Here is a 24,621-nt window from a genome sequence, read left to right as displayed (position 1 = left end):
ATTGTTGGCACAGGGCGTGCCTTGCCTACAGACATGTTTAAATCTTGCCATTTGGAAGAGCTCCACGGGCTGAAGCCAGGATTTTTGGAAGCAAAAACCGGTGTGTCGAGCCGCTATTTCTGTGACGAAGAAAACCAGATTGATCTCGGTGTTGCGGCTGCAAAAACCGCCATATCCAAGGCCGGCATTGATGCACAAGATATTGATCTCATTATCAGCGCCTGCGCCGTTCCATTTCAACCGATACCCGCCACAGCTCCTGCCATCCAACGTGCTTTAAGCATCACCGACGGAACGTGTTTTGCGACAGACATAAACTGCACCTGCTTGGGTTTTCCCGCGGCACTTGAATTTGCAAATGGCCTTATTGGTGCTTATTCCAAAATCCTGATCGTTTCGTCTGAGCTGGCCTCACGTGGCCTGCCGTGGAAAACCCAACCCGATGTTGCTGGGCTATTCGGCGATGGCGCAGCGGCAGCAGTTTTGACGTCGGCCCCTTCGAAAAAACTGTTTGCTGCCCGCTTTGAGACTCATGCTTCGGCCTACGACAATTGCTCGCTCGCAGCGGGCGGCACCCGTTTCGATTTTGCAAAGCAGCCCGACATGTTCGCCGCGCACAGTCAGTTCACGATGGACGGAAAAGAACTGTTCCGTCTAACTGCCAAACACTTTGGTTCCTTCGTTGAGAAGCTGCTCGCGTCAACGGGATTGCAACAAAATGATATTGATCTTGTGATACCCCATCAGGCGAGCCCAAGTGCACTGGCGCACATGATTAAACTCTGCGGTTTCAAATCAGAGCGCGTCGTCAACATCGCTTCGCAAGTTGGCAATCAAATCGCGGCCTCCATCCCCTTCACGCTAGACTATGCAAACGAGAGTGGCCTCATCAAAAGAGGCGACCGAATTCTTATGCTCGGCACGTCAGCCGGTGTTTCGTTCGGCGGAATTGTGATGGGGCTTTAGGCGTGGGACGGGTGCTTGTAACAGGCGCGACTGGCTTCTTAGGCGGTTCACTGGTGCGCAGTCTTGTGACGGAGAAAGTTGACGTCATCGCCACAGGGCGAAACGAACAATTGCTGGTGCAACTGCCAATGGCAGATTGCAATCGTTTTGTCTGGGATATGGCTGAACCGATGGACGAAAATCTGCTGGCAACGCTTGGTGGCGTGACTGCGATCGTTCACTGCGCCGCATATTCATCGGCTTGGGGCCATCAGCGCCAGTTTTGGTCTGCCAATGTTGACGGCACACAAAACTGCCTCGACTTGGCGTCAAAGCTGAACGTGCGCCACTTCGTTCACGTGTCGACACCGGCGGTGTATTTCAAGTTTGAAGACCAAATAGGCATTCGTGAAACGCAACCGCTGCCCAAGCCAATCAACGCTTACGCGGAGACCAAGGCAATTGCTGAACAGCGTGTCCGTGACAGCGGTGTCCCGTTCAGCATTTTGCGCCCCAGGGGCATTTACGGAGCGGGCGATACCGCCTTGTTGCCAAGGCTGTTGAAAGCTGCTGCGACCGGGCCGCTACCACGCTTTCGCAACGGTGCCGCAAAGACCGATATAACGTATGTGGAGGATGTTGTTTTTGCCATTATGGCGACGTTGAACGCGGGCACAGCAGCGACAGGTGAAGTGTTTAACGTCTCTGGCGGCGATGCGCTTCCCATCGGAGAAATAGTCGAAAAGGCATGCGCGGCCAGCGGCACGCGCGTTCGGTGGCGCAACCTCCCGGTGGCACCAGCTTTAGCGGCCGTGCGGTTGGGCGAAGGCATCGCGCGCCTGCGCAAAAACCAGCCAGAGCCGCGGGTGACGGCCTATGGTCTCGGTATTTTTGCGTACAGCCAGACGCTCGATATTTCAAAAGCGCAAAGACTGCTCAATTGGCAACCTCGAATATCATTTGATGAAGGTCTGTCCCGAACCTTCAGCGAGCAAAGCGCGTGACACTGCCCGGTCCGGTATTCTTCACCAGTTCAATCATGCCCGTCATGCGTGGGCTTGTGTTGAAAGGCGGAGGGCGAAAGGTCGTGCCACTGCGCGTGCGCGTTGGATATTTCCATCATCCCAAACTAGGCCATACGCTGATCGATACCGGATACAGCAAGCACGTTTTCAGCCTCACCAAACAAGATTGGTTTTTGAAACTCTATGGGCTGTTGTTGCGCCCCAAAATTATCAATGACGCGCCGCTGGAAAGCGGCCTTGCCCGCTTGGGCTTACAGCCGGTTGATATCGACACCGTCATTATCACCCATTTTCATGCAGACCATATAGGCGGTTTGAGAGATTTGCCGCAGGCGCGGTTTCTTTGTTCAAAAGCCGCTTGGCAAAGCCTTCAAGCCAAAACGAGAATCTCAAACGCGCTTGAAGGCGTCTATCCAACGCTGCTGCCGGATGACTTCGAAACTCGGCTGTCCTTCATTGAAGACAATGGCGGGGAACGGAACGCGACAGACGGCACTGACATCGCTGGAGACGGTTCGCTGATCGCTATCGCGTTGCCTGGCCATCTGGAAGGCCAAATAGGCGTGTTTTTCCCGCAAACTGATCCACCTTTTCTCTATGCCGCTGACGTGCAATGGGCACGAGATGCGTTGTTGGAAAACAAAATGCCCGGCTTTCCTGCCAACCGAACATATAACAACCGCGTTGAAGCGATGGAGAGTGTGGAAAAAATTCAGGCCTACATGAAGCAGGGAGCGGATGTTTTGTTGTGCCATGATTGGCACCTTCACGAACGCGATATTGATCGAAACGTTCCAGCCGAAGGTGCCGCGGGATGAGCGCGGTCGGCCTTTATCATGCACTCGGCTCCTACCTGCGGGTGCGCACATTCCCGTTAATCCATGGTAGCGCGACATCGGTGGAAAAATGGCAGACCAAGCGCTTATCAAATTGGATCAAGCGGCATGTCAGCGCCGTTCCCGCATTTGGCGAAGCGGCGAGGGACGGTTCGCGATTGCAACAATTCCCAGTGATGACCAAAGCCGATTTGATGGCGGATTTTGCCGCCTACAACAGCGCAGGGATTTCGGCGAAACAGGGCTGGGAAGCGTTTGCAGGCCCAAAGCAAATCGGGCCTTACGTCGTAGGAGCCAGCACAGGTACAAGTGGTAACCGTGGCCTTTTCGTCATTTCGCAACAGGAGCGGTTTAGATGGTTAGGAGCAATCCTTGCCAAGGGCGTGCCGGACTTCTGGCGTCACAAAGACCGCGTTGCCGTCATGCTGCCGCTCGATACGCCGCTATACGATACGGCCAACAAAACCAGCCGATTGCAGTTACAGTTTTTTGATACCAGCAATCCGCTCGACAGCTTGATTGACGGTCTAGAGGGTTTTGTCCCCACCATACTGATTGCGCCTCCCCGAGTGTTGCGCCGAATGGTGGAGATGGGTGTTGCCGTATCGCCAAGGTCGGTGTTCTCGGCTGCGGAGAAGCTGGAGGCTTTCGATAGGAATATCATCGAGGCCGGTTTGAAAACGCGGCTGCGCGAAATCTATATGGCGAGTGAAGGCCTGCTCGCGGTTTCTTGCAAGCATAACCGATTGCACCTGTGCGAAGATTGCATGCATTTCGAGCTGGAAGATGTTGGTGATGGCCTGGTCTCTCCCATCATTTCAGACTTCAGCCGCACAACCCAAATCATGATGCGATACCGAATGAACGACCTGCTGCGTATGGACAGTGCACCATGCCCCTGTGGTTCGCCCCTGCGCGTTGTGAGCGAAGTCATAGGTCGTGTGGACGATGTATTTAAGCTTTCCGATACAAGCGGAAACGCGGTGGAAATCACGCCCGATCTCATCCGAAACACAATCGTGGACACCGATCGAACCATCAGGGATTTCCGTGTCATTCAGACAGCACCAGAGCGCATTGAATTGAAGCTTGAACAGGACTGCCTCTCCGATATCGGTGAGCGCGCAAGGGCGCGGCTTGTCGAATTGTTTGCAAAGCATGGCTGCGAGCCGTCCATTAATCTGGCTTTTGAACAACTGACTGAACCGCCCCGGGGTAAACTTCGCCGCGTGGAATGTCGGTTGGAAGGCCGTGTCTCAGACTCCAAATCAAGTTCGATGGCGAGCAAGATATGACCAAGCTAAGCAAGAAAGTTCTCGTTGCTGGCGGCGCTGGTTTTCTCGGCTCGCATTTGTGCGAACGTCTGATGAATGAAGGGCACAGCGTTGTCTGTGTGGACAATTTCTCAACCGGAACAGCAGTCAATGTCGAGAAATTCGCCAACCACGTTGATTTCAAAATGTTGGTTCACGACGTAACTGAACCACTGCATGCAGAGGTGGACGAAATCTACAATCTCGCTTGTCCGGCATCACCTTGCCAATACCAACGGGATCCGGTGAGCACGGTTCGAACTAATGTGATCGGCGCGATCAACCTTTTGGAACTCGCCAAGAAATCGCGGTGTCGCATTCTCCAAGCATCTACATCTGAAGTCTATGGCGACCCCGCCGTTCACCCGCAACCTGAAACCTATTGGGGAAATGTCAATCCAATCGGAATTCGCTCCTGCTACGACGAAGGCAAGCGGTGTGCGGAGACGTTGTTTTTCGACTATCACCGCCAGTTTGGCGTCGACATTAAGGTTGCCCGAATTTTCAACACTTATGGCCCGCGAATGCATCAGCATGACGGTCGAGTGGTCTCAAACTTCGTCGTGAGGTCATTGCAAAACAAAGATATCAGAGTTTATGGCGACGGCAGCCAAACGCGCTCTTTTTGCTATGTTGATGATCTGGTCGACGGACTGTTTCGGTTGATGCACAGACCTGCCGAACTGACTGGTCCTATTAACCTCGGCAACCCCAAAGAAATTTCGATCCGGCAACTGGCGCAGCGGGCCATAGACCTGACGGGCTCTCGTTCCAAGATCGTGTTCCACCCGTTGCCGCAAGATGATCCTCTGCGCCGCCGCCCGGACATTACCCGCGCCCGTGCGGATTTGGATTGGGAACCGATCGTAGGTCTTGAAGACGGTTTAAAGCGAACGATTGCCTATTTTGAAAAACAGCTTGCCCAAGACAACAGCGCGGTAGGCTAGCGTATCGCCATGTTCAGGTGGTTGCTTGAGGGGTGGTGGCAGCATGAATTTCTTCGATAATATCACGTACCGATCTGGTAATTTCCCAATTCGGGTAGTGCGTCTTCATTTTTGTCAGATCTGAATAATAGCAGATGTGATCGCCTGCCCGATTACGGTCCACGTAGTCATACACCATCGCCTTTCCCGAAACGTCGCTGGCGATTTCAAATGCTTCCAGAATAGACACTGAATTCTGCTTCCCACCGCCGATGTTATAGACTTCGGCAGCGCGTGGAGCCTCAATGAACTGCAAGACAAATGCAGCAACGTCGGTGCTGTGAATGTTGTCGCGCACCTGTTTTCCCTTGTAGCCGAAGACTGTGTATTTTCGTCCCTCAACATTGCATCGCACGAGGTGGCTCAAAAAGCCGTGTAGCTCTACGCCAGCATGATTTGGGCCGGACAGGCAGCCACCGCGTAAAGTGCAGGTGGGCATACCAAAATAACGGCCATACTCCTGTACCATCACGTCCGCAGCCACCTTCGACGCGCCGAAGATCGAGTGCTTGCTCTGATCAATGCGAAATGTCTCTGCAATGCCATCGACAAAAGCCGGATCGTCGTAGTCCCATCTTGTTTGGCGCTCCACCAGATTGATTTCGTTTGGTGCATCACCGTAAACCTTGTTGGTGCTCATATGAACAAATGGTGCTTCTGCCGCGTGTTGGCGGCAAGCCTCCAGCAAGTTCAGCGTGCCGCCAGCGTTTATATCGAAGTCGTCGAAAGGCCGGCTGGCAGCAAGGTCGTGGCTGGGTTGCGCTGCGCAATGGACGATGGCGTCCGGTTTGATCTCTTTGACCAAAGCGCCAACCCGTTTGCGGTCGCGAATATCAACTTCATAATGATCAAAGTTCTTCAATTCGCTCAGCAGGCGGCGTTGGTTCCATCGGGTATCGCCGGAGGGCCCGAAAAAGTCAGCGCGCATATTGTTGTCCAAGCCGTGTACCTGCCAGCCAGCGCGTGCGAACTTGCTAACAACTTCAGAGCCAATCAGGCCGGATGATCCAGTGACAAACAATCGCTTCATAAGTGCCCCTTGCGCTGCTGCACTTTAGCTAAAGAAGTGTCCGCACGCCAATATTGACCGGACAATCCAAAAAACATGCGCAATAACTGTAAAACCGAACGCGAAAATGTGCTTCCACTGTTAAAGCGCTCTGCCCCTCGCATTCTTTCTGAAATGCGATGAAGCGTGAAAGCAAGGCGAGTGCACCTTGGAAGAAGGACTTTTTCAGAGATGATCGTAGCCTTCACCACACCGGCGATGGGCCATGTTAAGCCCATGTTACCGCTGCTCCGTGGTTTGGTGGAAGACGGCCAAGAAGTCGTCTGTTTTGGTCATACAAAATTCGAAACCATCGTTCGAGCGACAGGCGCTCGTTTCGAAGCATATCCTGAAATTCAATACGACATTGATGCACCGGACTTCAATTTGATAAAGATGGCAGCAGACCTGATCGATGCGTCCGAAACAATCTATCCGGCCCTTTTGGGCAAGGTGGAAGCCTTGGCGCCGCGTTTGATCGTGCAGGACTTCATGGCGCTGTGGGGCAGCCGAATTGGAACTGAACTCAGTATCCCACGCGTTCACACGATCCCAACCTTGGTTTTTAACCGCGAAACCCAAAGACAGATGCGCCGTGAAGATGGCCTGCTGAAATTGGCACGCGATGTGAGTAAGGGCATGCCCGCACTCATCCGTTCAAAATTCAGATCGAAATTCGCAGTGTCAGTGCAAGAGGCGTTCGGTTTGGAACGCTCTTGGCGAAAGCTAGCGCCACCCGTATGCGAGTTGGTGTTCTGCATCGAGGCGCTGCAAGTCGGTAATCCGCGTGGGGACGTGCCTCGCCATTATATCGGTCCATCCTATTCACAAAGCGAAGCGCCGGTTTCACCTGTGGAACGCAAACACGCTCTTATCACTTTTGGCACACTGTCCAACAATGAAACGGAACGGTTCAGAGCCGCCATCGAAGGCGCGTTTTTGGCGGGATATTCCGTAATCGCTCAGTGCGGAGGAAAGGTGGATATTCAACATCTTGAACGGGTGGGGCAGTCCTTGGAAAACCAATACGTTGGGCAGACAGCCACAATTGTTGAGTCCGTGCCCGATCTGGAAGTTTTGATTGCTGAAGCGGCCGTGGTTATTCATCATGCCGGCATGGCAACGACTTGGGAAACGGTGAGACACAGCAAGCCCGCGCTGTTTATCCCCACAATCGCCGATCAGAAAGTGCTTGCTTCTCAATTGGAAGCGAAGGGGTTTGGGGTGCGTCTTGCAGCTGGCAACGAATGCAATGCGCAGGTGATCGCTAAGGCTCTTAAGTCAGTTGAAACGCGCAGCTATTCTTGGGGTCAGATTCAGCAGTGGCTGCTGCAGGCCGGTGGTGAAGCGGCTGGTGTGAAAATCATCAACGATGTGCTGGAGCAACGCCCGTGACCACTTATCTTGGCTTTTCATGCTCCCAACACGACCCTTCAATAGCGGTGGTCAATGAAGATGGTGAAGTTGTCTTTGCCGAAGCCAACGAACGTGCCCTCAAATATAAGCGCGGTTGGCACGCAGCGCCTGACCCTTTCGGCGTGATTGAGCCAATCATGGATGACTATGTGCGCGAGGGTCCAGTCTGCGCAAATCTGACATGGACAAGAACATCTCTGCGTGCATCGAGCGTGCTGGCACCGCTTAGCCGCTTGGCCATAGCCACTTTCAAATTGATCCGACCGACAGACGAGGAGGCCATGCTCTGGCGCGGTTGGTATTTCCGCCATGCCCTTTACAGAGCTCCAACAACAGCAAACAACATGCTGCTGAACGTCGATCTGCGTTTGCGAGAGCGCAGCGGCTTTCGCTTTGAAATGAGAAAGCAAGCGTGGAACCATCACCTGTGCCACGCTGCAACAGCTTGTTATTCCAGCCCATACGACAAAGCACTCTGCGTTGTAGTTGACGGCATGGGGGAAGGGGCCAGCACCGCATTTTTCTCGTTTGAAAACGGAGAACTTCAGCGCCTCGACTCCAAACAATTCGCCAATTTGGCCAGTTTGGGAATTTTCTACAGCCAGGTTTGCTATGCCATCGGTTTTGACCCTCTCGCTGGAGAGGAATGGAAAGTGATGGGCTTGGCAGCCTATGGCGAGGTTGATGAAGAACTCTACGACCTCTTGCGCCCCGTGGTTAGAGTTGACGGTAGCCGTTTCTCGCTCTCCCGTTCTCATGCGGCATGGTTTGAAAAGTTGCTTTCGTTTCGAAAACGGGGGTTCAAGGAAAACGCTGATCTGGCCTGCACGGCGCAAAAGGTTTTTGAGGATGTGTTGTTCGAATTTCTGACAGTGGCTCACGAGCGCTGGGGCGGTGAAAACCTGGTTCTCACCGGTGGGTGCGCCCTAAACTCCAGCGCCAACGGAAAGATAGTTGGATCCACGCCCTTCAAAAACCTGCATGTGCCGATGGCCCCCGGTGACGATGGCAACTCTGTCGGTGCCGCATTGCTAGCTTGGAAAGACGATCATCCGAACCAGCAAGTGCCAAGGTTCACAACGCCTTATCTGGGTTCAAAACTGTCTCAAAATACCCAAACGCGCTTGCTGAAACATGGTATGAAACCATGCTTCACAGCAAAAGAAGCGAAGCACTTGGCCGAGTTTGTAGCTGGCGAGCTTGCCCGCGGCGCTATTGTAGGCTGGGTGCAGGGCAGGGCCGAATTTGGGCACCGTGCATTGGGAAACCGCTCCATTTTGGCTGACCCAAGATCAGCAGAAGTCCGCGAAAGGCTCAACTCCGCAGTCAAATTCCGAGAGGAATTTCGCCCTTTCGCACCTGCGATTTTGCACGAACACGGCCCGGAATATTTCGACGACTACGAACCGTCTCCCTATATGGAGCGTGCGCTGCAATGGAAGGCGGGCTGCGCTCCCGAAGGCGTGCGCCATGCGGACGACACAGGCCGCCTGCAAAGCGTGACTCAGCAGGGCAATCCGCTCTTCCACGAGCTGATATCCGCATTCCATCGCGAAACCGGCGTACCGATTTTGCTTAACACCAGCTTCAACGTCATGGGTCGCCCAATGGTGCACGATATTGAAGACGCGCTTGGTGTGTTCTTCACGTCCGATTTGGGTTTGCTGGTTTTGGATGATGTTGTGTTCAAAAAGAACGATTGATTTCGGCAGCAACCAAGATCGAAGTCATGCTATCAAGCGAGCGCCTTTGGCAGAATATACTCAAGGCTGCGAAAATGAGTTTTTGTTCGAGAATACCACCGCAAATTTCCCTCGTGCTTCGCACCGCAGTTGCAAAAGAGTGAAATGATCAACAACGAGCCGCATTGACCAGATGCCGAACGTGAACGCGCCTATTTCAAGGCGGACCTATTGGCTAGGCTAAATCGAAGATTTCTGCGAGTTTAATTCTTTGAATTTTGCCCGATGGTCCCTTGGGCAGTTCATCGAGAACATAAATTCTGTCGGGGGTTTTGAACTTTCCGAGTTTGTTGCGGCACAGCTCGATCAGATCCGCTTCGCTCAATTGCGAAACGCTGCTGAGTTTAACTGCCGCCTCAATGCGCTCTCCGTAACGTTCGCAACGACAGGCAAATGCGGCAGCTTCGATAACATCCGTATGGCTGTAGAGCGCTTCGTCCACTTCTCGCGGTGCTATATTTTCTCCACCTTTGATGATCAATTCTTTGAGGCGGCCGGTAATAAAAACGTAGTCGTCTTCGTCCATGCGCCCCAAGTCGCCAGTGCGCAGCCAGCCTTTTTCGGTGATCGCTTCTCTCGTTGCTTCTTCATTCTTCAAATACAGTTTCATCACGTTTGGCCCACGGACCAACACTTCGCCTTCTGTACCACGGGCAACTTCGCGCTGTTCGCTATCTGCTATCATGACCTCATTGCCAAATGCGATTCCAGGTGAGCCAATCTTGCGTGTTCCTGGCGGCAATGGGTTTGAGAGAATTTGCGCTGCGGTTTCCGTCAGCCCCATTGTTTCAATGATTGGAATGCCGAATTTCTTTTCAAAAGCAGATTGGACATCTGGTGACAGCGGTGCTGATGCCGAGCGACCAAAGCGAACTCTTTGTAAAAGAGAAGGATGAATTTCTTTGCTCTCATCATGGAGCAGATAGGAAATCTGAGTGGGCACAACTGAAAACCACGTGCAACCTTGCTCAATGACCGTGGACCAAAATGTAGATACAGAAAACTTTGGCGGCAGAACCAAGCCACTACCCGAGACGAGTGCGCCCATGACAGTCACACAAAGCCCATTGATGTGATAAAGCGGCAATACACAAAGACCACGATCACGGCTGGAAAGTTGATGTGCGAGAGCGGTGTTTGCGCCACCTGCAATCAGGTTCGATTGGGATAGCACCACGCCCTTCGGCCGCCCCGTTGTGCCGGATGTGTACATCAACAAGCCACCAAGTTCCGCTGTTGAGGCGTCTGCTGCATAGACATCGCTGAGCAAGAACAAGTCGTTGGAAATCTCCATTAGCGGAAGGTCGCCAGCGGTTTGCAGTGGCTCTTCAAGCGCCATTAATCCGGCATCATTGGCGAAGATCAGCTTGGCCTCGCAATGCTCCAGCACATAAGAAATAATGCTGTTGCCCGCTACAAGGTTGATAGCCGTTGCCAGAAAGCCGCCGTAGGCGATGCCCAAAACCACGATCGCAGTTTGTGGAGAATTGCTGGCAGCATAGGCGACAGCCTCGCCGGGTCGCACACCCCGAAGCACAATGGCTTGCGCAACAGCCTGAACACTGGTTTGCAATTCACGATATGTAATGTCCGCACCCGACAGCGGGTCAATGAGGGCGATATCGTCAGGTTGGGATGAAGCGTGATGATCGATGATCTGCCTGATTGAAGACAAATCTGGCGCATCATTTTCAGGCGTTTCCAAAGCAACAGAAGTCACTTTCCCGCTTCCTGCCAATAGTCAGCAAATATCTCGTCTACTGCTGGTTCATCAATCGGAATCGGGCGCACTATTCTGGTAATGTTCATCAGATGCTTATGATTGAAGTTCTCATCAATCGAATTGCCGCCCCAAGAGCCACAACCCATAGACAGGGAGAAAGGCATGCCGTTGTCGAATGATCCACCTGTAGCAAAGCAGTGGGCCTGATTAACGATCACCCGGCATGTTGGCATTTCAGCACCCATGCTCACGGCACGTTCATCAATTGAAGTGTGAATCCCGACCGAATGGCCAGCCCCCTGATGGGTGAGAAGTTCAGAGGCGATGCGCTTGGCACCGTCAAAATCGCGGGCGTGATACAGCGTCGCGACCAAAGACAGTTTCTCGCCAGATTCAGGATAGTCTGGCCCAATACCGCTTCCCTCGATGACAAGGAATTTTGCTGTCTCGGCATCAGCTAAGTCTAACCCCACTTCAGCAATCACCTTGTCCACGTCTTGCGCGATGATGCGCCTGTTCAAGCCGTCGCCTTGGAACAAGGCAGATTTGAGTTTTGCTGCGTTGGGTTTATCCAGAAGCCTGCCGCCCGCGCGGTGGAGTTCCGCCATGAACGCATCGCGCACGGCATCGACCACGATCAGCGCGTTTTCCGATGAGCATGATGTGGAATTGTCAAACGTCTTGGAGGCCGAGATTTTGTCGGCAGCTGCAGCAAGATCAGCTGTCTCATCCACGATTACGGTGACGTTTCCAGCCCCCACACCAATAGCAGGTGTGCCAGACGAATAGGCGCGGTGGACGTTGTTCTGGCTGCCCGTGACGACGAGCAAATCGGCTTTCTCCATCAAACGCTGCGCCTTGGCCTTGGAGACCGGAGCCGGAATCATCTGCACCAGATCGTTTGCCACGCCGATCTTGTCGAATTCCGCATGGATATAGCCCAGCAGTTTCATGCAAGCCTCAACACCTTTAGGCGAAGGCGATAGGATGATGGCATTACCGCATTTGAGTGCGTTGACCACGTTGTTGGTGGGCGTGGCGACCGGATTTGTCGATGGCACAACTGCACCCACGACGCCAATAGGGCGGGCGATTTCGGTGATGCCTGTCGCGGAGTCGTCTTTGATAATACCTACGGTCTTGGAGTTTTTGATATCCCGCAATACCCCAAGTGTCTTGCGGTGATTTTTCGTTATCTTATCGCGCACGTTGCCAAGACCAGTGGTTGCAACGGCGAGTTTGGAGAGTTCCTCGTTGCGCGATGGTTCCATCAAGGCCCATGCGGCGGCAAGCGCTGCGCGGTCATAGCGGGCCTGATCTGCACGGTGCTCAAAAGCGCGTTGGGCAATCCGTGCACGCTCTATCAGAGTATCGACGATCATCTCGTCTTCGGACAGGTCAGACGTCTGGAGCGCAAGGGCCATCTTTTAAAAGTCTCTCAATAAAGGAAAAGCATCGACAGGCGGTGTAACCCGCCTGTCGAAGGTTCGGATTAAAGACCGGCCAAAAGTTCTTTCAGCGTTTCCTGACGTGCGGCCCACATCGCCTTTACCTCGTCACGGGTCATGATGTTCATGGGGGAGCCGCCGGCCTTCATTTTGCCGGCAACGCGCGAGTGCTTGAACATCATCGGCACTTGGGCCGCCAGTTTGTCGATGACCTCTTGCGGCGTGCCCTTGGGCACCATGAGGCCGCGGTAGTTCACCGACGAATTGTCTACATCAAGGCCGGTTTCTTTCAATGTGGGAACGTCCGGCAGGAAGTCGCTGTTGCGCTTTAAATCGGCCACGCCCAACACTTTCACATTGCCCGCTTGGCTAGCGCGGTAGGCATCGGAAAGGTTGTTGATACCGGCGACAACATCACCGGCGATCACTGCCTTCATCGCAGCCGCACCACCACCCTTTGTCGGGATATAGGCTATTTTGCACTCACAGGCTTTCTCGATCTGCAGCGCCGCGATGTGATGGCCGACGAACAGGCCGGCCCCGGAAGTCGTCACCTTACCGGGATTGGCTTTTGCGTATTCTATCAGCTCTTGCATCGTATTGTAGGGGCTGTCCTTCGGCACGATGACAACGGCAGGGTCTTCACCCCAGTTTGCGATCGGCTCAAAGGAATCGGCAGAATACTTCACGCCGCCTTTAATCGACTGCGCTATGAAATGTGGAATATTGTAGGCCGACAACGTGTAGCCATCGGCTTCTGCTTCGGTGGCAAACCAGTTCCAGCCAACGCGCCCGCCAGCGCCTGGCTTGTTGATGATGTACATGGGCTGGCCCAGAATATCTTCGTTGCCAGCCACCATCGTCACAATGCGTGCCTGAAAGTCGGTTGCGCCGCCAGCTCCGTAAGACACAGCCACACCGATTGGGCGATCGGGATAATCTGCGGCTTGCGCCATGCTCCAGCTAGCCGCGACTGCGACCGTGGTAAGCGCCAGAGTTTTAAAAAACTTTTTCATCGTATTCCTCCCAGAATGTCTGACCCAAGCGATCAGAAGAACATGCCTCTCGGCGTTTGGACTTGCAGTAACAGGCTGAAAAGCCCGTACATCACGGCCATGAAGACAAACGCAACGGCAATGCGTTTCACCCATGACATGATTTCGGTGTGCGGCGCGGGGTCATAGACCGCGAAGATGGAAACGAATGTGACCATTGACGCTGTGTAGAAGCCTAGAAATTTTGCCAGCACGAATATGTACACCAGAATGATTGCTGCCCCCGGCGCAATGGTTTTCGCCAGTTCCCAAGATACACCTTCGCCTACTTTCGATACGCCCGTAATGGCGCGGAAGAAATTCCAAGCAGCCAGCGTCAGCATGACCACAGCAATAATACGCGGGAACAGGAAAGCCTCCACCGGCTCGCCAGTGAAACTTATATAGGCCACGCCAACGGCTACAGCCAATATGAAGCCTGAAGCAATGCGGTGTTCTGCGATGCTAGCCTTCATTGCGCGGCCTCCAGAAGCGGTTCGCGCTCCTTGGCTTGTTTAACAGCCGATGCCCAGAAGCTGTAAGCAATCGACGCGATAACCAGTGCGATGAGGAACATGTTGAGAGGGCCCAAGAAAAAGTAGGGAAGCAAGCCATCTGTCGCTGTTGCGATCATGCTGCCTTGCGTGAAATTCGCTTCAGCGATTGGCCCGAGGATGAGTCCCAGCACGAGCGGTGCCGCTGAGAAGCCGAACTTCTCCAGAAAATACATGCAGAAACCCAAGCATAGCATGATCTGAACATCGCCAAACGACTGCTGGATCGAATAGGAGCCGAACAGAGCCAGCACCATCACGGCCGCCGCCATTATGGGCGTTGGAATGCGCGCAACCTTGGCCGCATAGCTGGCGATATAGATGCCGAATATAACCATCAAAATCTGGCCGATAAGCATCGAGTTAATGAAAGTCCACGCCACTTGAGGGTGGTTCTCAAAAAGGTCCGTACCGGGAAAAATGCCGTGGATCAGCAAGCCACCAAGCAACACAGCGGCAGTTGGGCTGCCAGGAATAGAAAGCGTCAGCAACGGCACGAGCGACGGTCCAACCATGGCGTTGTTTGCCGATTCCGCCGCGATCACGCCCTCGGGATAACCCGTTCCGTACTTGTCCTTTTCGGCCGAAAATTTCTTCGACTGGTCATAGGCTAGAAGTCCAGCAATCTGCCCGCCAACACCGGGGATTAGCCCGATAACAGAGCCGCTGACCGTGCCAATCGCAAGCGCCCGCTTGAAAACAAACGTCTCGCGGAGCGATGCCATGATGGATTGTTTCTCCACCTCCAGCGCGGAGATGGAGGTCGGCACACGCCCTTTGGCAAACATTTCGATAACCTGCGGAATGGCGAAAATTCCGATCAATGCCGAGATTATGTTGATGCCGCCCGTCAGCGCGTCAGCAAAAATGAACCGCTGCGCACCCTGAATGTCGTCATAGCCGATCATCGAAAGCCAAAGACCGATACAACCGGAAAGCAACCCTTTGACAAAGGATTTTGAATCAAGCGAACCGATTACCGTGACGCCCAAAATCGCCATCCAGAAAAGATGCGACGGCCCGAAAGCCAGCGCCCACTGGGCCAAAACTGGTGTCAGAAAGATCAGCAGCAAAACACCGATCACGCCACCAACGCCGGATGCCATGAACGACATATGCAGGGCCTTTGCGCCCTGTCCGTTGCGGGCCATCGCGTTGCCATCGAGCGCAGTTGCAATGTTGGCAGGCGCCCCCGGTATTTTCAACAAAATGGCGCTTACTGCCCCGCCCGCGACCGTTGACGTATAGGCGGCGCCGAGCAGAATAAGCCCCTGCGTTGGCGGAAGCTGGAAGGTGAATGGGATCAACAGCGCCACGGCCATTGTCGGTGAAAGGCCAGGTGTTGCGCCCAAAATCAGACCGCCAATAGTCCCGCCTAACAACAGCAGGAATGCCGTTGGTTCGAAAACTCCGCCGAAATAGCCGAGAAACTCCATACGCCTTGACCCCTCCCAAGATCGTGACCTCATGCGAGGCCAATCGCCAGATCTCTCATTTTCTGGCAATTGCCGAAAGGCTATGCCATGAAAACAAGAATGCAAACGTTTTCATTTTGAGTTTTGCACATGCCCAAGCACGTCAGATCGCGAAAAGGTGCCCCGGGAATCGTTGAGGTTGCTGCGCGTGCCGGCGTGTCACCAGCCACAGTTTCGCGCTTTTTCAACACTCCTGACATGGTGAAACTACCGACACGGACGCGGATCGAAAGGGCAGCAAACGATCTTGGATACATCCGCGATCGCATGGCCGGTTCCATGCACAATCGTTTCTCCGGAACGATCGGCATCATCGTGCCCACTATTGATAATGCAATTTTCTCAGAACTTATCGAGTCGTTTGCATCACGCTTGCTCGTTCATGACCGCACAATGCTGATCGCCGCTCATGGCTACGAGTTGGAGCGCGAAGTTGCCATTGTTCGCTCCCTTCTGGAACGTCGGATCGACGGAATTGCCCTAATTGGTTTTGACCACGACCCCATCGCGCTCAATATGCTGGCCCAACGCAATGTGCCTGTGGTCTCCATCTGGAATTTTTCTGAAACGTCGGACTTGCCTTGCATCGGCGCCAACAACTTCAAGGCGGGCCAGATGGCGGTGGAACATCTATTGGAGCTTGGACATACCAAAATCAGTTTTATCTTCGCTGACACGAAGGGCAATGATCGTGCGCGAGCGCGACTGGATGGTGCGATTGGCAAGGCGAAAGAAGGCGGTATTCAGGTTTCAGCAGACGCTATTCATACCTGCTCTTACGATGTGGGCGAAGCAAAGCGACTTGTCGTGAACATTCTGAAAAGCGAACCGAAGACAGCCATTGTGTGCGGCAATGATATTATCTCCCACGGCGCAATGTTTGCCTGCCAAGCACTTCATTTGAAGGTTCCGGACGCCGTCTCCATTATCGGCATCGGCGACTTTCAAGGTTCTGCTCACATGGAACCGGGTCTGACAACAATCAGACTTCCAGCCAAAAAGATTGGCGCTCTGGCTGCCGATACTCTGGTCGAGATGAATGAGACCGGCAGGCCAAATCCAGAGTTCCGGCGCGAAGTGGAACTCAATTTTATTCGTAGAGGATCAACAGCCGCACCGTGCGATGAATGATTCGCCACAAGCAGAAAGCCGCTTTGGCTGGGGAACCTGGATTCGAACCAGGACTAACGGAGTCAGAGTCCGTGGGTCTACCGTTAACCTATTCCCCATTGGACGCAGGCGGTCTGCGCGGGCGGTATCTAGGCTTGCGGTGTTGAGCCGTCAAGTGCGCGCTATGGGTGCACTTGCTCACACCCAGTCTTGTGCCTGCAGCACTTCGTGCTATCTTGGTGACAACTTGAAAATAACGGCCGGTCGAGGCTTCCGCGATTGCGGGAAGCGCGCCGCCAAAAGGATTTCCGGTGTCCGATGCATTGACGGGGGCACAAGCTCCCAAGCGGCCGGGGATGAGCGTTGAAACCGAGACATCAGCCAACGCGAACGCTGGCAAGGATGGCGAGGCAAAAGCAGGACCGAAAAAGCGGCGTCGAAACCGTAATCGGAAACGCAAAAACGTTCAGGCCGACAACGCCATAAATGCCTCCAACGACGGGGCAGGGTCTCTTCAGGGTGCGCAAGCAACCAAGGCTGAGCCGCGAGCTAACGCGGAAGATAAAAGCGATGGCTCATCGCTTGGCCACGCGAAAAAGAGCAAGCGGGCGCGTCGCAGAGGTCGGGGGCGTAAACCTCATAAAGTTGATGGCCCAACAAGCGTAACTGATCCGCACGATCAAAACGCCAATCTGGCCGGAACGACCTACGAAACAAAACCCAAGCAATCGGGCAAGCAGCAGCATAGAAACCGCCGTTCTGTTCGCCGAAACCCGCAGGCGCGCCAGTCTCAAGGTCAAAATAAAAAGCCGCAATCGCCACTCCAGCCGCAGCAACATGATGGGACGCCCAAAGCGCGACCCAAACATCAGCACAACAACGCTTATGCAGCGCTTGATCTGGGAACGAACAATTGCAGGCTTCTGGTCGCTGTCCCTCAGCAACCTGGTCGTTTCCGTGTGGTTGACGCCTTTTCGCGGATCGTTCGACTAGGCGAAGGCTTGGCAGGGTCAGGCCGATTGAGCGATACGGCGATGGATCGGGCGGTGGAAGCGTTGAAAGCCTGCGCGGGTAAACTCGCTAGCCGAAACATGAAAGGCGTGCGCTTGATCGCAACCGAGGCGTGCCGACAGGCAATGAATGGCGAGGAGTTCCTCGCCCGTGTGGAAGAAGAAGCCGGTTTGAAGTTGGAAATCGTTGACCGCGAAACCGAAGCGCGTTTGGCGGTTGCCGGTTGCGCCTCGTTGGTTGATCGCAAGGCCAAGGGCGCGGTTCTGTTTGATATCGGCGGCGGTTCATCGGAACTGGCACTACTCGATTTGCGCAAACGTAAGCGGCATGATCTTGGTCCGGCAATGGTTTCATGGACCTCGATGCCTGTTGGCGTTGTCACGCTTTCTGAACGTCACGGTGGCGGCAAGCATGTCACCCGGGAAATCTTTGCCAACATGGTGGAAGAGGTTAGCGGCATTCTCGAAAACTTCGAAGGCCAGCACATGCTCGAAGATGCTGCCAGCGAAGGCGAAGTGCATCTGCTGGGAACCTCTGGAACCGTTACAACCCTTGCTGGCATCCATCTGAAATTGCCGCGTTATGACCGACGTCAGGTTGACGGCACATGGATGGCCTCGAAACAGGTGGATGACATGATCGAAGCGCTGCTGGCCATGTCGTTTGAGGACCGCGTGCGCAATCCGTGCATCGGGCAGGAACGCGCGGACCTCGTCTTGGCCGGTTGCGCCATTCTGGTTGCGATTCAGAAACGCTGGCCTTGTCCCCGTCTGCGTGTTGCCGACCGTGGCCTGCGCGAGGGTTTGCTGACCGAAATGATGAACCGAGACAACGCCTGGCAGCGCCGTCCGGCAAACCGCGCTCCGCAAAGGTCAAATCAGCAGGGCCAGCCGACCCAAGGTAAGGATTAGAGTTATGGCAAGACGATCCAGACCTGGTGGTGGCCCCAAAACACCCAAGTCCACCAACATTCGCAACATGCACACGAAGGTCAAAACGGCCCGTGGTCGCAAGCTGTCTTCGACGCTGTGGCTTCAGCGCCAATTGAACGACCCTTACGTGCAAAAAGCCAAAGCCGAGGGCTATGCTTCTCGTGCAGCGTACAAATTGCTCGAGATGGATGAGCGCTATAATTTGCTCAAGCCCGGTCAGCGCGTGCTGGACCTTGGCGCGGCACCGGGAGGCTGGTGTCAGGTGGCTGCCGCCAAACTGGGCTCCAAGGCCGAGGACATCCGCGTCGTTGGCATCGACTATCTCGACATGGACCCTGTGCCGGGCGCGACGATTTTGAAGAAAGACTTTCTCGATGATGACGCCCCGGATGCGCTAATGGAAGCTCTGGGAGGCCACGCTCCGGATCTTGTCATATCTGATATGGCCGCTCCGACGACAGGCCACCGACGCACCGACCATATACGCACTATGGCCTTGGTGGAGGTGGCTTTGGAATTTGCACTTCAGGTTCTGAAACCCGGTGGGCATTTTCTCACCAAGACATTCCAAGGTGGAACGGAAAAAGAGTTGCTTGATCAGATGAAGCGCAACTTCAAGCACATTCACCACGTCAAACCGCCAGCCTCGCGAGACGGTTCCGTGGAGCTTTACCTCCTCGCGATGGACCGCAAGCCAATCGACAACGGTTGATACAAAAAGGGCCGCTCAGTCGAGCGGCCCTTTTTCATTTCATCATATGGGGTTAGCGGTTGGCTAGCTCCCGCGCTCGCTTGATGCGGAAATGATAGCTTGCTGTGCTTTCACCCGGCTTGCGCTTTATCGAGTTTCGGAACAACGAAAAGCGCCGCTTTTTTGTTTCGCCTTTTTTGGCTGAGCGCTTCACTTTGGCCTTTGCAGCCTTCCTCTTGGCCTTGGAGCGGGCCAGCGACTCGGCGCGACGTTTTTCGCGCCAAGACATGGATTTGTTGGGCTTTGCCTTCGCCTTGGATGCGCGTCTCTTGGAAACTTTCTTGCGAGTGTTTGTCTTCGTCACTTCGTCTTTGGAATTATTTCCAAAAAGCCGGCCGATCAGGCTTGTTCGCTTTTCGCTTTTTGATGAACGGCTGGACGTAACAACCGTGCGCGTGCGTGTGCTTTTGGGTTTGATGGATGCGGTGATGCGGCGGTCTACGTTCTTTCGGCTGATCGCCTTTTTGCGTGCCTTTTTTGAAGGCGGCAGCGATGCCATAGCAGGTGAGCCCATGCGGCCTGTGCGAACATGCACAACCTTGTAACCACCAGCCTGCAACCGATCGAGCAGTTTGGGCAGGGCAGAAACTGTGCGGGATTGAATATCATGCAGCAAGATTACACCGCGGCCACGCGCGTTGAGCAGGCTCATCACGCGGTTCACCACCGCGTCAGAAGAAATAGGTTTCCAGTCGGTGCTATCGATATAGGCTGAAAACGGCAGCAAACTGTGCTCGCGCAAAACACGATCAAGCGCAGCGTTACGGGCAAGATAAGGGTAGCGGAACAGCCGGGAAGAGCGGCTGCGCATCGGGCCAAGCGCCTTGTTGACCATGGCGACACCGTTTTGAATCTCGGCGCGTGCACGGGCCATTGAAGTGCCGGGCAGGTGCGAATGAGCTTGCGTGTGGTGGGCGACCGTGTGACCGGCGCGGGCAACACGCTGCACGAGGCTTGGATAAGCCCTTGCCATATTGCCAACCATGAAAAACGTTGCCTTTGTGCATTCAGCCGAAAGCGCGTTCAGGATGCTGACTGTTTTGCCGGGCATGGGCCCATCGTCAAATGTCAGAACCACCTCTTTGTGGCGAAGACCAATTCCAGCGCTTGCATTGGCACCCATTGCTGCGTTGAACGATGATACGTTAATCGTGCGCGAAACGCCCAGACACGAAGCGCTTGCGGTCGCGGCCATGGCGACAAATGAAACGGCCATGGCAAGCAGGCCCAACGAAGATTTCTTGAACATTCCCAATTCCTAAAACAACCGCCAGCGTGTTTTTGGGGAGCGCCGGACGCAAAACCTTTAACTAAAGAGAATGTGAACAAACTTGGTTAATAAACCTTCAAGTGCCTGCCTCTTGCCCCGGCTACTGCTCTTAAGTGCGGGGGCATATGTGCGGTTCGGGAAAACAAATTGCGATCGTCAACACCTTTGACGCAAAAGCCGCAAGTGGTGGCCTTTTCACCCGCTCGACCGCGTGATAGCAGCAAGCGTCAAATGGCAATGCCTGCCTCGCCTCCTACGGAGATGCCGAGTGGGCCGCAAAGCGGGTTTGACACAATGGCTGAAATCATCACCACTTCCACTGGCGAACAGGCGCTAACTTTCGATGACGTGCTGTTGCAGCCCGGTCATTCCGAGGTCATGCCCAACCAGGTCGACGTTTCCACCCGCCTTACCAAAGACATTAGCCTCAACCTTCCGATTCTTTCCGCCGCGATGGACACGGTGACCGAGAGCCGCCTCGCAATCGCAATGGCGCAGGCGGGCGGGCTTGGCATAATCCACCGCAATCTCACACCTGAAGAACAGGCGGAAGAAGTGCGGCAGGTGAAGAAGTTCGAATCCGGCATGGTGGTCAACCCACTGGTCATTGGCCCCGATGCAACATTGCAAGACGCGCAAAATGTTATGGCGGCGCACCGCATTTCCGGCATTCCTGTCGTCGAGAACGGCGGCAAGGGCGGGCATCACACGGGGCGCCTGGTTGGCATATTGACCAACCGCGACGTGCGCTTTGCCGAGGATCCGGCACAAAAAGTCTATGAACTGATGACCCGTGAAAACCTTGTGACCGTGCGCGAGGGCGTATCGCAAGACGAAGCGCGCAAGCTGTTGCATCAGCACCGTATCGAGAAATTGCTAGTGGTTGACGCCAAGGGAAATTGCACTGGGCTTATCACCGTCAAAGACATGGAGAAGTCCCAACTCAATCCTAACGCCACCAAAGACGAACACGGCAGCCTGCGCGTGGGCGCAGCAACGACGGTTGGCCCCGATGGCATGGAAAGGGCCGAGCGCCTTATTGATGCCGGTGTGGACCTGTTGGTGATCGACACCGCCCACGGCCATTCTCAGCGCGTTTTGGATGCTGTGACACGAGCCAAAAAGATGTCGAACCATGTGCGCATCGCTGCAGGTAACGTCGCAACCGCGTCTGGCACGCAGGCACTTATCGATGCAGGAGCCGATGTAGTGAAAATCGGGATCGGCCCCGGTTCCATCTGCACCACCCGCGTGGTGGCCGGTGTAGGTGTCCCGCAATTGTCGGCCATCATGTCAGCGGTGGAAGTTGCGTCCAGACACGATATTCCGGTGATAGCCGATGGGGGCATCAAGTTTTCCGGCGATCTCGCCAAAGCTTTGGCGGCGGGGGCATCGGTCGTCATGGTCGGCTCCCTGTTAGCTGGCACTGACGAAAGCCCGGGCGAAGTTTATCTGCACCAAGGCCGCTCGTTCAAAAGCTATCGCGGCATGGGCAGCGTCGGCGCGATGGCGCGCGGTTCGGCCGACCGCTATTTCCAGGCCGAGGTCAGCGACACAATGAAACTGGTGCCGGAGGGTATTGAGGGCCAAGTTCCCTATAAAGGCCCGGTCGGTTCCGTGCTGCATCAACTTGCAGGCGGGCTTCGCGCATCGATGGGTTATGTCGGTGCAGCCAACCTGGAAGAGTTCAACAAGCGCGCTCAGTTCGTGCGAATTTCGACGGCGGGTCTGGCAGAAAGCCACGCCCACACCGTGTCGATCACGCGCGAAAGCCCGAACTATTCGCGGAGATAGGCATGGATTTCATAGCACCAATCTGGACCTTTGCCGAACCGTGGCAGTTGCGGCTGCTTGTTCTAATCGTTCTTCTGAACATGGCGCTTGCATTGCGGCTTTACGGCGTGATGAGCAAAGCCCGCTATGCGGCCGTGAAAAAGGGCGAGGTGGACAAGGAAATCTTCCGCGCAACTCAGGCAGAGCCGGAACAACTCGCTGTATACACCCGCGCGGTAGCCAACCAGTTTGAAGCGCCGGTCCTGTTTTACGCGGTCATCGCCATCGGTATGGCATTGGGGGTAACCAGTTGGATAACTGTCGTTCTCGCGGCGGTCTATGTTGCCTTGCGGTGGCAACACGCAAACGAAATGATCGGCGAGCACAACGTGCTGCGCCGCCGACAATTGTTCATCTGGTCCTTCTATGCCCTCATTGCGCTGATGGTTGAACTGGCGATCTCAGCCTTGCTCTGGGCGTAAGCCTGTCATGTTTGATGAGCCAAACGGCATATTGATTCCCGTATTCGGGCATCTGATGCTGATCTTCTTCTTGTTCGTCATGGTTTCGATCAAACGCATGTCAGCCGTCAAACGGGGGCAAGCGGAAAACGCTGACTTCGCCCGTATCGGAGAAGAGCCGGAGGCTTCTCGCCGCTGGGCAAAAAACCTTGATAACCAGTTTCAAGTGCCGATGCTGTTCTACGCGCTGGTCGCGCTGTTGTTCGCCACGGAAATGGTGAACTCAACTCAGATCATTCTCGCCACTATCTTTTTGGTCGGTCGCGTGCTCCACACCATCGTTCAAGTGAGCGGCGATAACGTGCCGCTTCGCGGACAGGTATTCGTGATAAACTTTGCAGCTCTCGCCTGTATGTGGTTGCTGTTTTTCGCACAAAAATCAGGATTGATGACATGAGACTGGGTGGACGTGTTCAGGCGGCGATCGAAGTGCTGTCGGATATGGAGAAGCGTAAGCGTCCGGCTTCCGAAGCGCTGAAAGCGTGGGGTCTGGATCACCGCTTCGCAGGCTCCGGCGATCGTTCTGCCATCGGCAACATCGTCTATGACGCGCTGCGCAACCGTGCTTCCACGCACTACATTATGGACAGCGACAAAACCCGCCGATTGGTGCTCGGCACCTTAATGCGGTTCTGGGACTTTACCCCTGACAGCCTCAACGCTGCTTTTGAAGGCGATAAGTTCGCACCTGACCCGCTCTCGCAGAAGGAAATCGAGGCCTTCACGACGCGCAATCTGAAAGATGCGCCAGAGCACGTGCAGGCCGATATTCCTGAATGGCTGGCCCCATCCTTTCAAGCAAATTTCGACGAAGAATGGATCGCTGAAGCCCAAGCCTTCACCAAACGCCCGCCTGTTGATCTGCGCGTGAACACACTGAAGGCCAACCGCTCCAAAGTTGCCAAAGCACTGCACAAGTCGGGTGCGGTCGAAACCGTCATCGCCCGCCACGGCCTGCGTATTCCAGCAGGCGAGGGGGCCTCGCGCCAACCTAATGTGCAGGCCGATGCGGCTTTCCAGAAAGGCTGGTTCGAAATCCAGGACGAAGGCTCGCAGATCGTCTCCGATCTGATTTTTGCCCGTCCCGGCGAACAGGTCATGGATTTCTGTGCAGGCGCTGGTGGCAAGACTTTGGCACTGGCGGCAACGATGGAAAACAAGGGGCAAATCCACGCTTACGATACCGATAAACAGCGCCTGAAACCGATCTATGAGCGCCTCAAACGCGCAGGCATCCGCAACGCACAAGTCCATGCGCCGGATGCCGATCTGTCCGATCTCGTGGGTGCGATGGACCGCGTGTTCGTAGACGCGCCCTGCACGGGAACCGGAACATGGCGCCGCCGACCGGATGCAAAATGGAAGCTAACAAAAGAATCGTTGGAGACACGCCTTACCGAGCAAGAAGAGGTTTTGACTGAGGCCGCGCCATTCGTGAAACCGGGCGGCTTTTTTGTCTACATCACCTGTTCTGTGTTGCCGGAGGAAAATGAAAACCAGATTGCTTCCTTCCTCGAAGACAACACCGATTTCGAACTGCTTTCAGCCGGTGAAGTCTGGCAGGAAATATTTGGATTCGATAAACCGCAGCCGTGGTCGGCAGATATGATGAGCATCACGCTCACCCCGGCATCGACGGGAACAGACGGATTTTTCTTCGCTGTGATGGGTCGAAAGAAGCAGTAGCGCCGCCGCTGACTCCCCTGCA

21 protein-coding genes and 1 tRNA gene are annotated in these 24,621 nt (G+C 54.6%); 14 read left to right on the top strand and 8 right to left on the bottom strand.

Features of this window, described 5'->3' with window-relative positions; translation table 11 throughout:
* The first annotated feature begins 84 nt into the window (after positions 1-84).
* The 5 genes from ACFQ14_RS06405 to ACFQ14_RS06385 are packed head-to-tail and all read left to right on the top strand — an operon-like array spanning position 85 to position 5,066.
* Positions 85-966: a 3-oxoacyl-ACP synthase III family protein gene (locus ACFQ14_RS06405; protein ID WP_377211870.1), complete on the top strand. Its 882-nt coding sequence runs from the start codon at positions 85-87 to the stop codon at positions 964-966.
* Positions 967-968: 2 nt separating this feature from the next.
* The gene (locus ACFQ14_RS06400; protein ID WP_377211869.1) at positions 969-1,949 is read left to right on the top strand and encodes an NAD-dependent epimerase/dehydratase family protein; all 981 of its coding nucleotides are present in this window, start codon (positions 969-971) and stop codon (positions 1,947-1,949) included.
* Positions 1,946-2,788 carry an MBL fold metallo-hydrolase gene (locus tag ACFQ14_RS06395; RefSeq protein ID WP_377211868.1) on the top strand — a complete coding sequence of 281 codons (843 nt, stop codon included), beginning with the start codon at positions 1,946-1,948 and terminating at the stop codon, positions 2,786-2,788. Before ACFQ14_RS06400 ends, ACFQ14_RS06395 begins: the two co-directional genes overlap by 4 nt.
* A complete protein-coding gene (locus ACFQ14_RS06390) occupies positions 2,785-4,101 on the top strand; it encodes a F390 synthetase-related protein (protein ID WP_377211867.1) in 1,317 nt (438 codons plus the stop codon). Before ACFQ14_RS06395 ends, ACFQ14_RS06390 begins: the two co-directional genes overlap by 4 nt.
* Complete coding sequence (locus tag ACFQ14_RS06385; protein WP_377211866.1) at positions 4,098-5,066, top strand: UDP-glucuronic acid decarboxylase family protein; 969 nt, start codon at positions 4,098-4,100, stop codon at positions 5,064-5,066. Before ACFQ14_RS06390 ends, ACFQ14_RS06385 begins: the two co-directional genes overlap by 4 nt.
* Before the next feature lie 13 nt (positions 5,067-5,079).
* Here ACFQ14_RS06385 and ACFQ14_RS06380 read toward each other — a convergent pair whose 3' ends face one another.
* Positions 5,080-6,135: an NAD-dependent epimerase/dehydratase family protein gene (locus ACFQ14_RS06380; protein ID WP_377211865.1), complete on the bottom strand. Its 1,056-nt coding sequence runs from the start codon at positions 6,133-6,135 to the stop codon at positions 5,080-5,082.
* A 210-nt stretch (positions 6,136-6,345) separates the two neighbouring features.
* Here ACFQ14_RS06380 and ACFQ14_RS06375 point away from each other — a divergent pair, with 210 nt between their 5' ends.
* Both ACFQ14_RS06375 and ACFQ14_RS06370 read left to right on the top strand, forming a co-directional pair.
* Positions 6,346-7,548: a glycosyltransferase gene (locus ACFQ14_RS06375; RefSeq protein WP_377211864.1), complete on the top strand. Its 1,203-nt coding sequence runs from the start codon at positions 6,346-6,348 to the stop codon at positions 7,546-7,548.
* Positions 7,545-9,272, top strand: coding sequence for a carbamoyltransferase family protein (locus ACFQ14_RS06370; RefSeq protein WP_377211863.1), 1,728 nt, complete (start codon positions 7,545-7,547; stop codon positions 9,270-9,272). The genes ACFQ14_RS06375 and ACFQ14_RS06370 overlap by 4 nt, the downstream gene beginning before the upstream one ends.
* Positions 9,273-9,486: 214 nt before the next feature.
* Here ACFQ14_RS06370 and ACFQ14_RS06365 read toward each other — a convergent pair whose 3' ends face one another.
* The 5 genes from ACFQ14_RS06365 to ACFQ14_RS06345 form a co-directional block, all read right to left on the bottom strand.
* Positions 9,487-11,031, bottom strand: a complete 1,545-nt coding sequence (locus ACFQ14_RS06365; RefSeq protein WP_377211862.1) for an AMP-binding protein — start codon at positions 11,029-11,031, stop codon at positions 9,487-9,489.
* Positions 11,028-12,458 (bottom strand): acylating sulfoacetaldehyde dehydrogenase, encoded by a 1,431-nt coding sequence (gene sauS / locus ACFQ14_RS06360; RefSeq protein WP_377211861.1) that lies wholly within the window; start codon positions 12,456-12,458, stop codon positions 11,028-11,030. The genes ACFQ14_RS06365 and sauS overlap by 4 nt, the downstream gene beginning before the upstream one ends.
* Positions 12,459-12,526: 68 nt before the next feature.
* Positions 12,527-13,498, bottom strand: a complete 972-nt coding sequence (locus ACFQ14_RS06355) for a Bug family tripartite tricarboxylate transporter substrate binding protein (RefSeq protein ID WP_377211860.1) — start codon at positions 13,496-13,498, stop codon at positions 12,527-12,529.
* Between the two features lie 32 nt (positions 13,499-13,530).
* Complete coding sequence (locus ACFQ14_RS06350) at positions 13,531-13,992, bottom strand: tripartite tricarboxylate transporter TctB family protein (protein WP_377211859.1); 462 nt, start codon at positions 13,990-13,992, stop codon at positions 13,531-13,533.
* Positions 13,989-15,506 (bottom strand): tripartite tricarboxylate transporter permease, encoded by a 1,518-nt coding sequence (locus tag ACFQ14_RS06345; protein ID WP_377211858.1) that lies wholly within the window; start codon positions 15,504-15,506, stop codon positions 13,989-13,991. Before ACFQ14_RS06345 ends, ACFQ14_RS06350 begins: the two co-directional genes overlap by 4 nt.
* 129 nt (positions 15,507-15,635) lie before the next feature.
* Here ACFQ14_RS06345 and ACFQ14_RS06340 point away from each other — a divergent pair, with 129 nt between their 5' ends.
* Positions 15,636-16,676, top strand: a complete 1,041-nt coding sequence (locus tag ACFQ14_RS06340; protein ID WP_377211857.1) for a LacI family DNA-binding transcriptional regulator — start codon at positions 15,636-15,638, stop codon at positions 16,674-16,676.
* Between the two features lie 24 nt (positions 16,677-16,700).
* Here the strand turns inward: ACFQ14_RS06340 and ACFQ14_RS06335 are convergent.
* Positions 16,701-16,774 (bottom strand) — tRNA-Gln (locus ACFQ14_RS06335).
* A 237-nt stretch (positions 16,775-17,011) separates the two neighbouring features.
* Between ACFQ14_RS06335 and ACFQ14_RS06330 the strand changes: the two genes are divergently transcribed.
* Together ACFQ14_RS06330 and ACFQ14_RS06325 are read left to right on the top strand one after the other, a co-directional pair.
* The gene (locus tag ACFQ14_RS06330) at positions 17,012-18,577 is read left to right on the top strand and encodes a Ppx/GppA phosphatase family protein (protein ID WP_377211856.1); all 1,566 of its coding nucleotides are present in this window, start codon (positions 17,012-17,014) and stop codon (positions 18,575-18,577) included.
* A 4-nt stretch (positions 18,578-18,581) separates the two neighbouring features.
* A complete protein-coding gene (locus ACFQ14_RS06325; RefSeq protein ID WP_377211855.1) occupies positions 18,582-19,310 on the top strand; it encodes an RlmE family RNA methyltransferase in 729 nt (242 codons plus the stop codon).
* 52 nt (positions 19,311-19,362) lie between these two features.
* Here the strand turns inward: ACFQ14_RS06325 and ACFQ14_RS06320 are convergent, their stop codons facing one another.
* Entirely contained in the window at positions 19,363-20,598 is a 1,236-nt protein-coding gene (locus tag ACFQ14_RS06320) for a polysaccharide deacetylase family protein (protein ID WP_377211854.1), read from the bottom strand.
* 315 nt (positions 20,599-20,913) lie between these two features.
* On the opposite strand from ACFQ14_RS06320, the gene guaB reads away from it, so the two are divergent.
* From guaB to ACFQ14_RS06300, 4 genes are read left to right on the top strand one after another with little or no spacing between them, the layout of a single operon-like run.
* Entirely contained in the window at positions 20,914-22,413 is a 1,500-nt protein-coding gene (gene guaB, locus ACFQ14_RS06315; RefSeq protein WP_377211853.1) for an IMP dehydrogenase, read from the top strand.
* Between the two features lie 2 nt (positions 22,414-22,415).
* Entirely contained in the window at positions 22,416-22,874 is a 459-nt protein-coding gene (locus tag ACFQ14_RS06310; protein ID WP_377211852.1) for an MAPEG family protein, read from the top strand.
* 7 nt (positions 22,875-22,881) lie between these two features.
* Positions 22,882-23,310 (top strand): MAPEG family protein, encoded by a 429-nt coding sequence (locus ACFQ14_RS06305; RefSeq protein ID WP_377211851.1) that lies wholly within the window; start codon positions 22,882-22,884, stop codon positions 23,308-23,310.
* Entirely contained in the window at positions 23,307-24,599 is a 1,293-nt protein-coding gene (locus tag ACFQ14_RS06300; protein ID WP_377211850.1) for an RsmB/NOP family class I SAM-dependent RNA methyltransferase, read from the top strand. Before ACFQ14_RS06305 ends, ACFQ14_RS06300 begins: the two co-directional genes overlap by 4 nt.
* Positions 24,600-24,621 lie beyond the last annotated feature (22 nt).

This window comes from Pseudahrensia aquimaris, from assembly GCF_042676045.1.
In the GTDB taxonomy this organism is placed as follows: Bacteria; Pseudomonadota; Alphaproteobacteria; order Rhizobiales; family Rhizobiaceae; genus Pseudahrensia; species Pseudahrensia aquimaris.
This window is presented reverse-complemented; position numbering and strand designations above follow the sequence as displayed.

Bases quoted from the DNA above. Each gene is read 5' to 3' on its own strand.
- ACFQ14_RS06390 (WP_377211867.1), top strand. From the start codon at position 2,785: ATGAGCGCGGTCGGCCTTTATCATGCACTCGGCTCCTACCTGCGGGTG.
- ACFQ14_RS06385 (WP_377211866.1), top strand. From the start codon at position 4,098: ATGACCAAGCTAAGCAAGAAAGTTCTCGTTGCTGGCGGCGCTGGTTTT.
- ACFQ14_RS06380 (WP_377211865.1), bottom strand. From the start codon at position 6,135: ATGAAGCGATTGTTTGTCACTGGATCATCCGGCCTGATTGGCTCTGAA.
- ACFQ14_RS06375 (WP_377211864.1), top strand. From the start codon at position 6,346: ATGATCGTAGCCTTCACCACACCGGCGATGGGCCATGTTAAGCCCATG.
- sauS (WP_377211861.1), bottom strand. From the start codon at position 12,458: ATGGCCCTTGCGCTCCAGACGTCTGACCTGTCCGAAGACGAGATGATC.
- ACFQ14_RS06355 (WP_377211860.1), bottom strand. From the start codon at position 13,498: ATGAAAAAGTTTTTTAAAACTCTGGCGCTTACCACGGTCGCAGTCGCG.
- ACFQ14_RS06350 (WP_377211859.1), bottom strand. From the start codon at position 13,992: ATGAAGGCTAGCATCGCAGAACACCGCATTGCTTCAGGCTTCATATTG.
- ACFQ14_RS06345 (WP_377211858.1), bottom strand. From the start codon at position 15,506: ATGGAGTTTCTCGGCTATTTCGGCGGAGTTTTCGAACCAACGGCATTC.
- ACFQ14_RS06340 (WP_377211857.1), top strand. From the start codon at position 15,636: ATGCCCAAGCACGTCAGATCGCGAAAAGGTGCCCCGGGAATCGTTGAG.
- ACFQ14_RS06330 (WP_377211856.1), top strand. From the start codon at position 17,012: ATGAGCGTTGAAACCGAGACATCAGCCAACGCGAACGCTGGCAAGGAT.
- ACFQ14_RS06325 (WP_377211855.1), top strand. From the start codon at position 18,582: ATGGCAAGACGATCCAGACCTGGTGGTGGCCCCAAAACACCCAAGTCC.
- ACFQ14_RS06320 (WP_377211854.1), bottom strand. From the start codon at position 20,598: ATGTTCAAGAAATCTTCGTTGGGCCTGCTTGCCATGGCCGTTTCATTT.
- guaB (WP_377211853.1), top strand. From the start codon at position 20,914: ATGGCTGAAATCATCACCACTTCCACTGGCGAACAGGCGCTAACTTTC.
- ACFQ14_RS06310 (WP_377211852.1), top strand. From the start codon at position 22,416: ATGGATTTCATAGCACCAATCTGGACCTTTGCCGAACCGTGGCAGTTG.
- ACFQ14_RS06305 (WP_377211851.1), top strand. From the start codon at position 22,882: ATGTTTGATGAGCCAAACGGCATATTGATTCCCGTATTCGGGCATCTG.
- ACFQ14_RS06300 (WP_377211850.1), top strand. From the start codon at position 23,307: ATGAGACTGGGTGGACGTGTTCAGGCGGCGATCGAAGTGCTGTCGGAT.